Source organism: Pseudomonas sp. 05N432 (genome assembly GCF_056396945.1).
Genome location: NZ_JBFTMM010000003.1, coordinates 108,443 through 123,775 on the forward strand (window position 1 = coordinate 108,443; position 15,333 = coordinate 123,775).

Annotated in this window: 13 protein-coding genes and 1 pseudogene; 4 read left to right on the plus strand and 10 right to left on the minus strand. The window is 56.0% G+C overall.

Features of this window, described 5'->3' with window-relative positions; genetic code table 11:
• Positions 1–210 precede the first annotated feature (210 nt).
• Entirely contained in the window at positions 211–1,761 is a 1,551-nt protein-coding gene (locus tag AC1DHT_RS04895) for a sensor domain-containing diguanylate cyclase (protein ID WP_427538616.1), read from the plus strand.
• A gap of 541 nt (positions 1,762–2,302) precedes the next feature.
• On the opposite strand, the gene AC1DHT_RS04900 is transcribed toward AC1DHT_RS04895, so the two are convergent.
• The 3 genes from AC1DHT_RS04900 to AC1DHT_RS04910 form a co-directional block, all read right to left on the minus strand.
• Positions 2,303–2,842: a hypothetical protein gene (locus AC1DHT_RS04900; protein ID WP_427538652.1), complete on the minus strand. Its 540-nt coding sequence runs from the start codon at positions 2,840–2,842 to the stop codon at positions 2,303–2,305.
• Between the two features lie 187 nt (positions 2,843–3,029).
• Complete coding sequence (locus tag AC1DHT_RS04905; protein ID WP_427538613.1) at positions 3,030–3,467, minus strand: anti-virulence regulator CigR family protein; 438 nt, start codon at positions 3,465–3,467, stop codon at positions 3,030–3,032.
• A gap of 137 nt (positions 3,468–3,604) precedes the next feature.
• Positions 3,605–4,885: a haloacid dehalogenase-like hydrolase gene (locus AC1DHT_RS04910; RefSeq protein ID WP_427538610.1), complete on the minus strand. Its 1,281-nt coding sequence runs from the start codon at positions 4,883–4,885 to the stop codon at positions 3,605–3,607.
• Between the two features lie 267 nt (positions 4,886–5,152).
• On the opposite strand from AC1DHT_RS04910, the gene AC1DHT_RS04915 reads away from it, so the two are divergent.
• Entirely contained in the window at positions 5,153–5,923 is a 771-nt protein-coding gene (locus AC1DHT_RS04915) for a DeoR/GlpR family DNA-binding transcription regulator (RefSeq protein ID WP_427538607.1), read from the plus strand.
• A 2-nt stretch (positions 5,924–5,925) separates the two neighbouring features.
• Here the strand turns inward: AC1DHT_RS04915 and AC1DHT_RS04920 are convergent, their stop codons facing one another.
• Positions 5,926–6,810 carry an alpha/beta fold hydrolase gene (locus AC1DHT_RS04920; RefSeq protein WP_427538604.1) on the minus strand — a complete coding sequence of 295 codons (885 nt, stop codon included), beginning with the start codon at positions 6,808–6,810 and terminating at the stop codon, positions 5,926–5,928.
• Positions 6,811–7,073: 263 nt separating this feature from the next.
• Between AC1DHT_RS04920 and AC1DHT_RS04925 the strand changes: the two are divergent.
• Together AC1DHT_RS04925 and AC1DHT_RS04930 are read left to right on the plus strand one after the other, a co-directional pair.
• Positions 7,074–7,223, plus strand: a pseudogene (locus AC1DHT_RS04925) (glycosyltransferase); the annotation flags it as partial.
• A 3-nt stretch (positions 7,224–7,226) separates the two neighbouring features.
• On the plus strand, positions 7,227–7,937 hold the full coding sequence (locus AC1DHT_RS04930) for a methyltransferase domain-containing protein (protein WP_427538601.1): 711 nt from the start codon (positions 7,227–7,229) through the stop codon (positions 7,935–7,937).
• A gap of 62 nt (positions 7,938–7,999) precedes the next feature.
• Here AC1DHT_RS04930 and AC1DHT_RS04935 read toward each other — a convergent pair whose 3' ends face one another.
• The 6 genes from AC1DHT_RS04935 to AC1DHT_RS04960 form a co-directional block, all read right to left on the minus strand.
• Positions 8,000–8,875, minus strand: coding sequence for a DNA/RNA non-specific endonuclease (locus tag AC1DHT_RS04935; protein WP_427538598.1), 876 nt, complete (start codon positions 8,873–8,875; stop codon positions 8,000–8,002).
• A gap of 238 nt (positions 8,876–9,113) precedes the next feature.
• Positions 9,114–10,175: an acyl-CoA dehydrogenase family protein gene (locus AC1DHT_RS04940; protein WP_427538595.1), complete on the minus strand. Its 1,062-nt coding sequence runs from the start codon at positions 10,173–10,175 to the stop codon at positions 9,114–9,116.
• Positions 10,176–10,340: 165 nt separating this feature from the next.
• Positions 10,341–11,333, minus strand: a complete 993-nt coding sequence (locus AC1DHT_RS04945; protein ID WP_427538592.1) for a class I SAM-dependent methyltransferase — start codon at positions 11,331–11,333, stop codon at positions 10,341–10,343.
• A gap of 32 nt (positions 11,334–11,365) precedes the next feature.
• Positions 11,366–12,892 (minus strand): class I adenylate-forming enzyme family protein, encoded by a 1,527-nt coding sequence (locus AC1DHT_RS04950; protein ID WP_427538589.1) that lies wholly within the window; start codon positions 12,890–12,892, stop codon positions 11,366–11,368.
• 17 nt (positions 12,893–12,909) lie between these two features.
• Entirely contained in the window at positions 12,910–14,196 is a 1,287-nt protein-coding gene (locus AC1DHT_RS04955) for an MFS transporter (RefSeq protein WP_427538587.1), read from the minus strand.
• Positions 14,197–14,412: 216 nt separating this feature from the next.
• Positions 14,413–14,799, minus strand: coding sequence for an ectoine synthase (locus AC1DHT_RS04960; RefSeq protein ID WP_429538171.1), 387 nt, complete (start codon positions 14,797–14,799; stop codon positions 14,413–14,415).
• Between the last annotated feature and the right edge of the window lie 534 nt (positions 14,800–15,333).

The window sequence follows — 15,333 nt, forward strand, 5'->3', positions numbered from 1 at the left end:
TTCCATACCGAAAGCCTTCACCTCTCTCTGACGCTCCTGGGGGGAGTGATTCCGGGGCAATCACGCTGTCGTTATTTGACCGCCTGCGCATTTGGCAATAAGCAAGATGAGCATATGGCGAAAACGAATACCCATGCTGAAAATATCTCAACGGTATAAGAAAAATAGAATACGCTAACTATTGATACCCACGTCTAATGGCAGGATTTCATGCTGACAAGGAAGGCTTCATTCTTTTCCGCCGGGTGGACCGATGCCAAACTAAAAGTCGGACACGTCATCCTCTTTGTTGCCATCGTATGCATCTCGCTGATAGCAATAAGTACATGGGGAATCTTCAACTCCCTGGAGTACCATCTGCACGACAAGGAAACCGAGATGTCCAATCTCTCGAAGACTTTATCGTCCAATATCGAGGCAACCCTTACGCAGGCTGACACCGTACTTATCGGGGTCAAGGAACGACTGGAAACAGAAGGCAGCAACGCAGAAAAACTAAAAAAACTGGAAGAGTTACTAAAAATACAACAAAAACGCCTGCCTCAAATACACGGTTTTTTTATCTATGATGAACAGGGTCGCTGGCTGCTGAATTCAAATGGTGTCATACCCGCGGGTTCCAACAACTCGGACCGTGACTACTTCATTTATCATCGCGACCATACGGACCCGGGCCCTTATCTTGGCCCGTCCATACGCAGTCGCTCAACCAATGACTGGATCATGACGGTATCACGCCGAATCAACCATCCGGACGGCAGTTTTGCCGGCGTTGCACTCGCTACTATTTACCTCAACTACTTCCTCAATCTTTACGAAGGTGTGGACACCGGAACGAATGGCCTGATCAATCTGGTGAGTTCCAGCGGCAACATTGTGGTGCGCAAACCATTTCGCGACCAGGACATCGGCATTAACATATCAAAAGGCGAAGTGTTCGCCCTGTTAAAACCTGATGTGAACTCCGGCACGGCGACCATAAAATCGTTTATCGACGGTGTCGAGCGGGTCATAGGCTTTCGACGCATTAATGGATACCCCCTTGTCGTCATCGCCGAATTTGATAGAAATGAAATACTGGCGGACTGGCGGAGCGAATCCCTCGCCAGCCTGATCATTTCCTCCATATTATTAATAATCCTCAGCTTTATTGGCTATCGACTCATCAAGCTCATGAGTCAGCAAATTCAAGCGCAAAGAGAATTGCAAACCTCTCAGAAAGACTACATTGAAGCCAATAAGATTCTGGGTTTGATGGCCCTTGAAGATGGACTGACACGGCTGGCCAACCGACGCCATTTTGATTTCTTCATAGAAGCTGAAGTTGCCAGGAAAAAACGCAAGAAACTGGACGGCACGGCACTGATCATGATCGATGTTGACCTCTTCAAGAGCTACAACGACCTCTACGGCCACGTACAGGGTGATGAGTGCCTGAAGGCCGTGGGCGCAATCATTAGAAAGCATGTAAACCGAACCGGTGATCTCGCCGCCCGGTACGGCGGGGAAGAGTTTGCCGTTGTACTGTCAAACACCGATTATGTCGGGGCTTTCCTGCTGGCCGAAAAAATCCGACTCGATTTGGAGCACGCTCAAATCCAACACAGCGACTCTCCGCTAGGGGTCGTCACCATCAGTATTGGCATTAGTTCACTCTCCGAGCTGGAGGTCGACACGGTAGAGAGCTTGGTGGATATCGCCGACAAAGCGCTATACATCGCCAAGTCCAGCGGGAGAAACAGGACCGTCATATCAAATTAGCAAGGATGGCAGACGGCAGTAAAAAAGCAGCCAGGCAGTCGCTGGCCGCTTCGTCACCTCGAAGCAAAAACCTCCATCTAATCCGACGTTACCGATTCCCTGGAACGATTTGGCCGACTGGCCATCTTCCCTTCGGCATCGCAATGCAATAGGGAAACGTTGTAATCGTAGGTCGATATCAAGGGCACTGGATCATCATTGCGGGCCATCTCAAGCCATCGCCTTGTACGTTCAAGGTCAAATGATTCGTGCGTCAACGTCATTTTCGCAACAAGATTGGCCGAGACTTTGAAGTGTCCACAACCGGCTGTGCATTTGACCTCTGAGCAGTCTCCCAGCGCGTGAACAGTCTTGGCGGCAGCCTGACAAATTAAGCACTTCATATGAGATCTCCCTATCGATGACTTCTCAACTGTAGCCGATCCCCGGCCGAAAACGAGAAAAGCCCTGCAAGCGCAAACCTGCAGGGCTTCTCGGTCATACTGACCTTCTCATCAAGCCGGGCAACCAATGGCTTCCCGGCTTTTTGAATGCGTTGTGCTTATCGGATTTTGTCAGTGGTCGAAGTCACTGCCTTACTCAAACCTTTTGCATTGTGATCACCGGGCGTTGTCGCCGAGATAGCCGTCGCTTTCGTCACCCCTCGCGTTGCTTTCGAGTGCGCAACACCCGAAGTCACTGCCCCATGACCACGATGGCTATCGCGATCACGTCCAAGGTGGTCATCACGGTCACGTCCAACGTGGTCATCGCGATCACGTCCAAGGTGTTTACCGCTCAATCCACGGTCTCGAACAGCCCGGCCGTCGTGATCGGTTTCCTGGCCTTCAGCGCGACCATTGCTCTTGGCGCCCGCAGAGTGACCTTCACCCGCATGAGCACCACCGCCGCCGCTGCCGCCATTTCCGCCGCCGCCACCATTTCCACCACCATTACCGCCGCCATTACCGCCGCCGTGACCACCACCTTCTTTGGCATAGGCCGTACCCATTACAGACAACCCGGCGGGGAGTATAGGCGCGGCAGCAAGCATCAATACGCACGACATAACTGCGGCTAGCTTCTTGTTTTTCAAAGGCATGATAGATTCCATAGTGGTTCGTTTTTTACAAATTGTCTGACAAAAGCGCTTGCTTGTAGTTCAGAACAAACGACGAACGGATCCATGCCCCTGCATTGATGGAATCGGCTGCGCTGGCAGCCGATTCCTTCTTGTTAGCCAGCCGCACAAACGGGACGATGCGAACATTGACTCAACGGCGCCCCACCTACTGATCGAGAGCGCCGTTTAGAACCTCATAAATGATCCCGGTAGTAATAGCGACAAGAATCAGATCAGTCCCGGCCTGCTGCCATTCATAACCCTCGTAGTGAGGCAATCGACCGACCAGCCGACCATCCAGTTTCTTGGCAATTCCGGGAGGCAGGGGTTTTCCACGAGCGAGTTTTTTCTGGATGCCGGGTGGCAATGTCGGATCTGGTCTCCAGTAGTCGCGGTAACCACCGATGACGCCAAGCACACTGCCACGGTCGATTCTCGGGCCTTGGTCCCAGTTTCCGTCTTCGTACGGCTTTTTGCCCTTGCCATGACCTCCCTGGTTTCCATGGCCCTGACCACCATTACCCGGGTCGGCAAAAACTGTCGCAGAACCTGCCACAAGGGCGAGGCAGGTAACAGCTGCTATCAACGAGCGCGATCTGAACATGTCCGTTCTCTCAGAAAGGGATTATCCCCTGCACTGTAGACGGTATTGGAGGGTTTAGTTCCTGTCTCTGGCCAAGCTGATCAGAGTCGTGCACTGCAGCTCGCGGATGGCCGTCGACCACCCGCGAGCCAGCACCATCAGGCCAGCAGCTTACGTTCGTCTTTACCGTACTTGAGCGATTTTTCGTCCGGTATCATCAGACCGGTGTGCTCGTCGCGTCCTTGCAGGATGAAACGGGCGTCCGGCTTACCCAACTGGGTGGCAGCCTGCTGGCTGTCGGCACCAATCTCGCCTTTCTTCATACGATTGACGATCACGCCCACCGCCGTGTCGTTGAAGTCGCGCAGCATCCACGCATCACCGTCGCTGTCACCGGCCACCAGCACCGGGCCATAGCCCTTCTGTTTCACCAGCACGTTCTTGATGCCAACAGTCTTGCCCGGCCCGTAATTGAAGTGCCAGTCCGGTTGATAGCGACTGGTGTACTTGCCGTTTTCCATCGCCATGCGCAGGCCGATCACGTTCTCGGGCGGTACGCCGTAGCCGTAGTTGGGATGGCCGGCGAACACCCGCACCACGTCGTCGATCGAGGCGGTGCTGACGTAGACGTCGATACCATTGGCGCGCAACGTGTGCATCAGGCTACGGATTTCCTCATGGATGCGAATGCCATGGAAGTGCGTGTCCGCCACCACCCCTGCCTTGCCCGGCAACGTGCGTGAACTCTCGTACTTGACCTTGCGCAGCGCATCGCCCATGGCGTAGTTGTTGGAGGCCTCGGCCATCGCCTGCAATTCGGCCGTGGTCATGTTCTTGTAGAAGTACAGAATCCACTTGTAGCCGATTTCCACCGGGTAGCTGTCGCAGATCGCGTCATACATGAAGTAGAGCTTGGCGAGAAAATCCTTGTACTGCTCGCTGGCCTGGATCTCTTCCAGGCTTTTGTCGCCGGCAAGCCCTTTGTAGTTGGCGTGCAACCAGCGGTAATCAGCTTCCACATCGCTGGAGATGTCTTCCATGGTGACCGGCTTGCCGTCCACTGTGGTGTAGTCCTTCATGAACGCGCCGTTCGGCACGTCCTGGCGCAGCACGGCGGCGAACTCGTCGGGCGTCAGCTTGTATTGCAAATGATTGATCTGGTAGACCAGCAGCGCTTCTTCACAGTCATTCATGATGCAGGTGTTGTCCCAGTCGAACACCGCGTACGGGCGCTGGTCAGGACGGTAGGACGCGCTTTTGACGCCGTGCTGGTCAATCACCGCCTGCAGGCGCTGGCTGTTCAGTGGCGACCAGCGCGCCGGATCCAGCGCGCTCGGTGTGGCCGCGGGCGTGGCGGCTTGCGTTATACGGGAGGACAACAACAGCGGGGTTACGACGGAAACAGTAGCGAGGGTGTTCAGAAACTGGCGACGCTGCATGGTATAGCTCCTACTTCTAGACGATAGGTTACGACCGAGGCGATGGCGAAAGCGTGTTTCGAATATAGGGACGAGGGGAGAAAAACCGTCCCGCGATGAGGCTAACTTCAAATACACAAAAATACAATATTGCCACAATATTACATTTTGATGATTCGCAGACCGCGTCTGCCCCATGCTGATGGGGGCCGGAGCGAACTTGACAGTGACCGACGCCCCTCCACAATGCGTGCTCGGACAGCAACTCAAACAGCAGGGACACCCGGCATGTGGCAAGAAGAGCGTTACCAGCGAATCCGCGCACTGCTATCGACCTTGCAGCGCGTCACCACCGACCGCATCGTCACGGAGCTGAATGTTTCACGCGAGACCGTGCGGCGCGATCTGGTCGCTCTGGAAGACCTCGGGGAGTTGAAGCGGATACACGGCGGCGCCATTCGCGTCGAAGACGAAGCACCCATCGCCGAGCGGGCGCACAGCAACGTCAAATTCAAGCGTGACCTCGCGCGTGCAGCGGTCGGCCTGCTGTCGCGCGGGCAGACCGTGTTTATCGACGCGGGCACCACCACTGTCATCCTTGCCGAAGAGCTGGCCAAGCTGGGCGGGCTGACCGTGATCACCAACTCGTTCAACGTGGCGCTGCAATTGCGTAACCCCGCCGCCTCGGGCGGCCAGCACAACGAGGTGATTGTGCTCGGCGGTTCGCTCGACGACCGTGCTCCCGCTACGGTTGGCGGCACCACGGTGGCTGAGATTGGCCGTTATCGGGCCGACCTCGCGCTGTTGTCGCCCGTCGGCATCGACGCCCAGCGCGGTGCCAGCAACTACGACCACCGTGAGGCCGAAGTGGCCCGCGCCATGGCCGAGTATGCCGAACGCGTGGTCATCCTCGCCGACTACAGCAAGATCGGCGTGGAGAGCCGCGTAGCCTTTTGTCCGCCAGAGCGCATCGATGTGCTCATCACCAACCACAAGGCGAGCGCCGAAGCAGCGTTCGCTGCACTGAACGCCAAGCTGAAACACATTATCCTGGCGTAGCATCACATCAGTGATGCTTCTCTACTGTAAGCGTGATGACGGACTTGGCTCGGTGTGTCGCAAGCCGGCTGCAGAAAACCGAGCAAGGCCTGCCGTGTGTCATGCCAGGCCGCCGGGTGTTCCATATCGAGGAAGTGCCCGGCGTTCTTGATGGTATGGAACCGGGACTGACGGGCATGAGCGGCAAAAAGCCTGGCGTCCTCCACCGAGGTGTATTCATCCCATTCGCCGTTGACGAACAACATCGGGACTTCGATCGCGTCGGCACAGACGGAGTAGCAGTGGATGTCCTGGGTCAGGATCTCGTTGACGTGGAAATGCATCTGCCGGTATTCGTGTTCGGCCAGGCTGCTGACATGCCGGTGATTGAAACGCTTGAACAACGATGGCAGGTGCTTGCCGATGGTGCTGTTGATCAAGTGCCCGACATTGGGCCGATCACAGGCCTGGAGAAAATTCAGGCCGCTCTCCAGGTAATCGCGCATCGGCGTATTGATCCGCGCTGCAAATGAATTGATCACCGCCTTCTCGATTCGACGCGGTCGCTGGGCCAGCGCCAGCAAGGTCGCCGCGCCGCCCCAGGAAAAGGACAGCACATGGTGCACGGAAAAGTGCTCGATCAATTCCAGCAGGATCTGCGCCTCGTCTTCCTTTCGGATCGGTTGGCCATGGAGGTTGTGCTCTCTCGACTGACCGGCGTAAGGCTGGTCGTACAGCACCACATTGAATCGCGGCTGCAGGTAACGCACCGTTTGAGCAAAGGATGCGGTAGTTGCCAGCGAGCCGTTGACCAGAATGATGGTTTTGTCAGCGGCGGCGTTGAGATAGTGCTCGGTATAAACCTTGTACTTCTTGCAAATCTCGACGATGGCAGTTTTCGGCATCATGTCATTTTCTTCCCTGAACAAATTTAACCAAGCGCACAGCGTGAGCGACTTCCCGGACGGTCTTTGTGACTGATAAGTCACTGACTGACCGGAGGTTCAGAGTTAAGCAGGGATTTTCCCGTCTGCAAGAGCCCGAACGAGTTATTTCGTCGACCTGCAGCAAGACAATCCCGGACTCTCAAGCCTGACGCAGACGCCTCGCTCGAGCTCACTGCCATCGCATCCCGCCCTACACCCATGGGAAGATGTTTGCCGCCTTGAGCTACGCTTCGCTGATGGTCGCCGTCACCTTTGCCGGTGGTCCGCAACTGATCGGCATCGGAGTGTTGGGTGAATATCCGCGCAGAACCTGCATCGATACAAAGCGCCGAGCGGTTTTTCTGGTGCGCCGGGTCTACACCATCAAGGACTGAACCATGGATCTCAAGGAAATCGACATTCTCGGATCAAGCATCGGCCAGCATTGGTATTACTGTTCAAAAGCCGCGGCGATGACTCGACTGCTGGGCGATACCCCCGTCAAAAGGATTCTCGACATTGGCGCCGGTTCCGGCTTTTTCACCCATCACCTGTTGACCCGGACAACCGCGACCGAGGCCTGGTGCGTGGATATCAGCTATGAGACGGACTCGGACACCACAACCGCCGGTAAACCGCTGCACTACCGTCGTTCAATTGATTCAGTGGACACCGATCTGGTGCTGTTGATGGACGTGCTGGAGCATGTCGATGATGACGTCGGATTGCTCAAGGCCTATGTCGATAAAGTCCCGTCCGGCAGCCGTTTCCTGATGACGGTGCCGGCGTTCCGGTTTCTCTGGAGCGGGCACGATGAGTTTCTCGAGCACAAGCGTCGCTACACCTTGCCGCAACTGGAAACAGTGGCCAGGGACGCCGGCTTGACGGTGATACAAGGGGTCTATTACTTCGGCCTGGTGTTCCCGATTGCGGCAACCCTGCGGTTGTTGCCAACAGGCGCACAACCGTCGGCGCCACGCTCGCAACTCAAGCGCCATCATCCGCTGGTCAATACCCTGCTGAAGACGCTGTGCACCCTCGAACTTCCGTTCATGAAGGTAAACCGTCTGGCCGGTCTGAGCGTGTTTTGTCTGGCTCGCAAGCCGTGACCTCAGCTGAACAGTCAGCGTTGGTCAACGGCATGGCATTCAGCAAAGTGGTCCCTTGAAGATCAAGAGCGACCCACCGAACCCGAGACCGGCAGATTTCCCAGCAGGTTGAGTCCGGTGATCTTCACAAAAGTCTCATAGTCCACCGGCTTCTCAATGCGGGTTTCCGCGTTAGGTAGCACATAAGCCCAGGCACGTTTGGACGAAGCGTCGTACACCAGTTTGAACAGGCGGTTTGGCACCCAGACCTTGTTGTCGCCAATGGTGGCATGACCTGCATCAAAGAGCGGGCCGGTGAAGACAAAGACATTGCCATCGGCGCGCTTCGCGAACTTTCTGACATCAGACTCGACCTTGCTCCAGATCTTCCGGTTATTGGTCGGGTCTTGCGGCACCATGTTCGACAGTGCAAAGGTCTGGGCCATTGCATGCGGATTCGGGGCATCGGCGGCCGGGGACTGATGACCACGATCCACGGCCGGATGCTGGCCACGGTAATCGCTCAACTCTGCCCGCCCGTCCTTGGGAATGCGTGGGTCCGGATAGAACTGATTGGTTCGCTCCTCTCCTTTGGCATCCGCCAACTGGGCTGAATTCAGACGCTCAACCACAACCAATGGCGTCTTGCTGGTTTGCGAATACAGCACCGCAAAGTTGTCGGAACACAGGGCCAAGGGTTTCATCGTTGCAGGCACGCTGGTCATGCTGATCGGCCTGGCTGCCGGAAACAGGTCTGCGCACCCATCAAACGATGCCTGTTGCTGCTTGCTTGAATACAGGTCGATCGCCGCGCTCTGGCTGATTGAGCCTGAACGGTGCCCTTGTTCCTCGTGCTGGCTGGGCGGTTTAAGGAAGTCCAGCAGGTTGCGAGCTTCTGCCGCACCGCTCGAGAACAAAACAAGGGCCGACAGCCCCACTGCCATTTTGCGTAGGTTCATGCTTGGAATCTTTAAGTTGGATTGAGGGAGGATACTGGCGGCAAAGCCCTGAAATCGTCGGCACGAAAAAAGAGGCCAATGCCCCTTTTTCCAATACGGACAACATAATAACCAGACTCGCAGCTAGCGTCTGACCTGTTGAAATCAAAGGAGTTTCTTTTACTCCAAAAACAGGAGTGGGCATGATCGGCAAAGACGTGATCGACTATGAAATCTCCCTCGACGGTGTCCCCCCTGGCTAAGTGCGATAACCATTCATAGCTGGATCAGCTTGGCGCTGATCCAGCACAAAATCCCCATAAGCGAGCATGGCGGTGTCCCAATTCACATCCATATGGGACGCCATCACCTGAATGTCGCGCCAGTGTCGTTGCACCGGACTCGCATCAAAAATCGCCGCAGTTCCCATTTGCCACACCAGCCGTTGAACAGCCTGCACGCACAACCGAATCAGATAGGCACGATCTCGCTTGAGGGTGACCAGCTCTTGCAGCGACAGTGACCTGCCTGCAACACCTGCACTATGGAGTAAAAAGGTAATGGCTTGGTAAAGGTGCCTGGCGCAGCTCAATTGCGCAGCACTTTCCGCGAGTCGTTCCAGCAAGATTGGCCGAGCCTTTAATGCCCCGCCCTCCTTCGTTGATTCATGCTTGCGCAGTGCTGCAATGCAGTCGTCGTACGCACCCTCCGCGCAACCAAGCACAGGGCCGATGTGCAGACTGCCCAGATACGGAATGAACTCCACATCAAACAGGTAGCCATCCGGATTGTGCCGGGCGCCTACCGGGGCGGGGCCGAAACACTCCGATTGCGAGACCACCCAATCGTCTGGCACAAATACATCGTCCAGTCGTAGATCCTTCGATCCGGTACCGCACATGCCAGCGACGTGCCAGGCATCTTCGATCTGAACCTGCTCAGCCCTGAGAGTGATTAACAACGGATGACCAGGCGATACATCCGCAGGATTATCCCGGCGCGCGGATACGATAACCCAGCTGGCATGATCGATCCCCGAGCTGAAACGCCAGGTTCCGCTAACGCGAAAGCCACCGTCAACTTTCAGGATCGAGAGATCCCTGGACACAGAGGCAGTGGCAATGATTTGCCCCGGCCCATCGGCAAAGACCTTCTCCTGGCATGAGTAAGGAAGCCGCCCGACAATCGCCGCATGGCTGCCCACAAGGCCAATCATCCAACCGGTCGACGGACAAACCCGCGCGGCAATTCGAGAGGTTTCAACCAGGGTTGGCCAATCGCGTTGCAGTCCGCCATAACGTCTTGGCACGAACAACTGCATAAGCTCTCCGGCAAGCAAGTCGTCTACAGTCTGCCGCGAAATACAGCGGGCCCGCTCAGTTTCAGCGGCAAGAGTCCGCCATCGCCCGAGGAGTGCCCTGGCTCGATCGCAGGTTTCATGATGTCCCAATGGCAACTCTGTCATCCAATCCATCAAAACCGCCTCCTAACGATCAGCCGCAGGCTGTGAGAGCTTCCTGACAACCGGATGTTCGAAGCAGAAACCATGGGGGATAAAGGGCTGGCCAAGCAGTTCGATAAACCGGGTGATGCTGTTCTCGTCGTTGGAGGCAACAAACTCATAGAAGTTGGTGCCGTTCCAGATGAGATAGACATGCGCAAAATAACGGGTCGCTGCTTCGACGAAATCGGAAAAATGAATCTGGCCATTCTCCATCTGCGACAACATGGCATTCCTTTTCCAGGCTATTTCCTCCTCGCAAAAGTAATGAGCCTTGTGCTGTTCGTCCTTTACCCGTTCCCGCCGGTAGTACTCGTCGACCTCGGGCTGATTGAATTTCTCCAGGAAGAATGCGAGGCCATCCTCACGCAGGAAACTCGAAACACCTTTCAGATGCTCGTCCCTGTTTCTGCCATAGAACTGGAAAGCCGCCATCTCATAGAGATAGTCAACCCCACGAAACGGCACCTGCGAATCCAACGCTTGCGCTACGATCTCGCGGTTCACCTGAAGAAACGACCCAGAGTGGAACGTGCAAAGTTCCTTGTCGGCATGAGCGTCGAAATGGATCTGGTTCGCCTTGTTCGGTGAGTTGGTCAGCGTCCGTATTGCGCCCTTGGCGTATTTAGCCAACGACCTGCCGCTACTCCCATCAAACGCATCAATCTCCCACAAAGTGAAAACTCGATCGTCCTGTTTGCGCCGCTCGAGGGTATAGCGGGCAAGCGCCACGCCGACATGGGAAAGCTCTTCCAGAATACCCGGCACGCTGGCCAGAAAATGCGAAAAAAGCGGACCGGTCTGCGCCACCAGCAGATCATGGTAGGCCAGCACCTCCTGGTCCTGAATCTGCTCGCGTATTCTCGTTGTCACAGGCTGCCTGGGCACCTGGACCTTGCCTCTGGCCAAGTCGTCAAAATAGTCGGCCAGCTTGTTCATCGCAGAATCGACAAAGGCAGGATTCGAATCGGTGATCATTTCCGTAATTCCGTTTACGCATTGAATGTTTATTAAATGGCCACAGCGCCGGCTGCCAAGAGATGCGCCGTCGTTTTACCGTTGAGGTTGCGTGGCAACGCCTCATGAAAACTGACAACGCCGGGCACCATGTACCAATCCAACTGCGTGGCGCAGTACTGGACAAGCGCGTCAACCGACAACTCACAGCCTTTTTTCAGGACCACACAGGCCTTGGGAACATGCCCGGCAACTTCATCCGGCAGAGGGATCACGACGACCTCGCTGACGGCCTCGTGCGAGAGGATGACCTGCTCGATTTCCCTGGGGTTGACCTGAAACGTGCGCCGGGTGAAAACGTTGTCCTTGCGGCCGACGAAATACAGGTACTGCTCGCTGTCCATCCTGAACAGGTCGCCGGTGAAATAGACCCGCGCCTCGCCGAACAGATCGTTTCTGAGCACACGCCGGGTCAGCTCCGGTTTGTTCCAGTAGCCGAGCATTACCAGATCGCCAGCGACGACCAGTTCACCCACCCGATCTGGCTGGGTGATACGTTGCAGGTCTTCGTCAACGAGGAAAACCTTGACCCCGGGAATCGGCTTGCCAACTGACCCGGGACGTTGATCGAGCTGCTCCGGCGGCAGATACGCGACCCGCTTGCACTCGGTCAGGCCATACATGGAATAAACAGCAACACCTGGAAGGGACGCTCGTAATTGACGTATATGCTTGGGCGGCAGCGCTTGCCCGCTGCTGGCGATGTACTTCAGGGATTTGAATACTTCGACTTGAAACGCGTCCGGTTCGGCCTGCAACAGAAAGTGAACGGCGGGCGGCAGGATATGCATCGCGGTGATGCCATGTTGCCGAATCAGCTCAAGCATCTGCTCGGGCCGTTCGGGCAGCGCATTCTCGGTCACCGAGCGACCGCCTCCGAGCAACGGCATCATGATGTTGTAGAAGCCATAATCGAAATGCAGGGGTGAGAAATTCAGTACGACCGCATCCTCGAAGTTGCCCAGATAGCTAGACACCGCGTCGTAGGCCGCCAGCATGTTGCGGTTGCTGACCGCGACGCCCTTGGCGTCCTTCGTCGAGCCGCTCGTGTGGAAAATCACGCAAACCTCGGCACCGTTCAGCGCCCCGTCGCACACAGGAAACACCTCGTTCAAGCCATCGAATCCAGTGGTGCGCCACTGGCCCGGGCTGAATCGCTCGCCCATGTGCAGGACGAACTGTAGATCGACCTTCCCGGTCAGTTCGTCGAGGCTTGCACCAGCCGGTACGATCAGGGTCTTTGCCTTGATATCGTTGAGCTGATGGATGAGTTTTTCGGCGGCAATACCGTAATGCATCAGGACCAGCACGAACCCGGCCTTCATCACGCCGAGCGCGCAGGCAATCGTTTCGAGGGAAGTAGGCGCATGCAGTGCGACCCGGTCCCCCGCCGTCATCCCCGTTGCCAGCAACTGTTGAGCCACCGCGCCAGCCAGCTCATCCAGCTCAGCGTAAGTGAGCTGCTGCCCTGCGACAGCCAGTGCGATCTTCTCTGGCGTATGCTCGGCGTGGTCTTTCACATAGTGATGAAAAGGTCTCATTGGGCTACCTCGTTGCCATCCACCAGAGGCTCTTCGCCCGTGTTCGCGTTGGCCGCTTCATTGTCCTTGGGAACGAGCAATACAATCGCACCGACGATGACTTCAAAAATCCCGCTACCGACGATGACCATGCCGGTTTCGAACCGCGCATAAAGTGCCGCACCGCAGGCCCCGGCAATGAGGATGGAGGCACCCAGCGCGGCAAAGCGCAACCTTGCCAGCCCGGCGATCTCGCTTTGCTTGAATGTGGTTTGAATCAGCAAGATGAATGAAATGTCGATCAGCGGCCCGCCGAGCGCGGCCAGGCCGGCGCCGAACATCATCCCGGCCAGGACGTACTCCGCTGGTAGATACATCACCGCCGCACCGATGGTCGCAATGCCCAGGCCGTTGACCACGGAGCCGAAGGTAAAGCCCCCATACAGGCGGCGGATATGCAGGTTACCGACGACAAAAATAGAGATCAGGTTGCCACAGCCATAGGCGCCCATGATCAGGCCGTAGGCGGCAAAGCCCTGTACACCGAAACCCTGGATGTCGTACTTGACCACAGCCAGCGCCATGCCGATGGAAATGCCCAGACTCCAGGCGACGTTGCCCAACCCGGCACACACATACACCGCCTGCATCTGCCGGCGACGGACAAGGCTGCGCCAACCGGCAGTGAAGGCGGCACGCCGACTCGTCACCTTGACCGGTTGACGAGGCAATGCCTTGCTCAGTTTCATCACCGCCCAGGCCGAGATCAGGAACGTCAGGCTATTGAGGGTAAACAGATGTTCAAGCGGAATCAGCAGCGTAATGGCCGCGGCCAGCATCGGTCCGATCACCCGAGCGACCCGGATGATCGCGTCGAACAGCGCGTTGACGGCCTGCAACTGGTCCGGCGCCGCGACAATGCGTGGCAAGCTGGCGCGCAAGGCCGGTTCGAACAAAGAGTTGACGATCATCATGAGCATGACTGGCACCGCCAGCATCCACAGGCTCATGATACCCAGCACCCAGGCCAACATCGGAATCAGCGCGAGCCCGGCCCGTGCGAGGTCGGCACCGATCATCGTGCGCCGATGGTCCCAGCGTTCGGCCCAGATCCCTCCCAGCAACGCACCCGCCAGCGCGGCGCCGCCGCGCAACGCACTAAGCCAACTCGCATCGGTGCCGGCGATCTGCACCGCCATCCAGGCGACGGCGATCGCGAACAATTCGTCGCCGATCGAAGATAGCGCCAGCCCTCCCCACAGCAACGCCACAGGCCGCTGACGCAACGGTCTAAACAACTTCATATCATCAATTCCGCAAATGAAGACCTGCCACACAACGGACCTGTACGCCCACCCTTATCGGCGCGTAAAACGTCGAAGTCGGGTCTGCTCCAGCGTTGATAACTTTGTCATTGATTCGAATAAACTTTACCTGCGCGCAACAACCAAAACGCGTCATCCGGGGAAGTACCAGGTGAGGTTTCAAAGTGGCGAAGTACCGAACTGGAAGTTCGCTGCTCAATAAGAGGAGGCGCTCTGATTATTTATCGAGTGACGTTCGGTCCCCACAAGCGGAGGATTGAAAACACTGACCAGGATGAGGTCCGTAAACTTGCCACCCCGCAGATAGTGACGATCATGTTTGTCCAATACATACATATCGCCCGGGCGAATCGGATGAACCATGCCATCCATATCCTCAATCTCCCCTTCACCGGCAATGCAATAGCAGGCCTCAAGATGATTGCGATAATGAAGAAAGGACTCCGTACCAGCTCGCACCACTGTGTGGCAGATAGTAAAGCCGATGCCATCCATCTCCGTTAGCAAACGGTGGCTGGTGCCAGCCCCCCACTCGACAAAAAAATCGGTTTTTTCAACATCAGAGATACTACGGACAAACATATTCAGCTCCTTATGAATATATAGACGACTGCATCAAGGTTCCAAGGCGGCCTGATCGGCCATGCCGGAAGCGCCACGCCAACAACGTAAAGGCACGCTCACACATGACCAGTGTCCAGCCGACCACGTGAAGTGCATTCATATCTATAGATAGCGCTGTCTTTTGCGAAACCGAACAAACCTAATACCTGACTCGGGATACAAAACAATCAAATAACAAGATAAGCAGAATATAGCCTGCAGAAAAGCAGGGTATAGAGTCGCGGGACGTAGGATGTACACACTGCGTGTGTCACTATGGCGAGTTAGTCATTCCCTGACCCTATTATTCTCCTGTAGTCAACGTTAACTACGCCCAAATAGTACGCGTGCAACTTTTAGGGTGTCAATGAGTTTTTCTTATGTAGCTCACACTAAGACGAGTGAACTATTCGAGCGTCGCCCGTGACATTTCAGTTACAAAACCCCCACAAAGGATATAACAGCCACTATGTTCTCTATCAAAAAGCGATAAGAAGTTAATATACGCAGTCA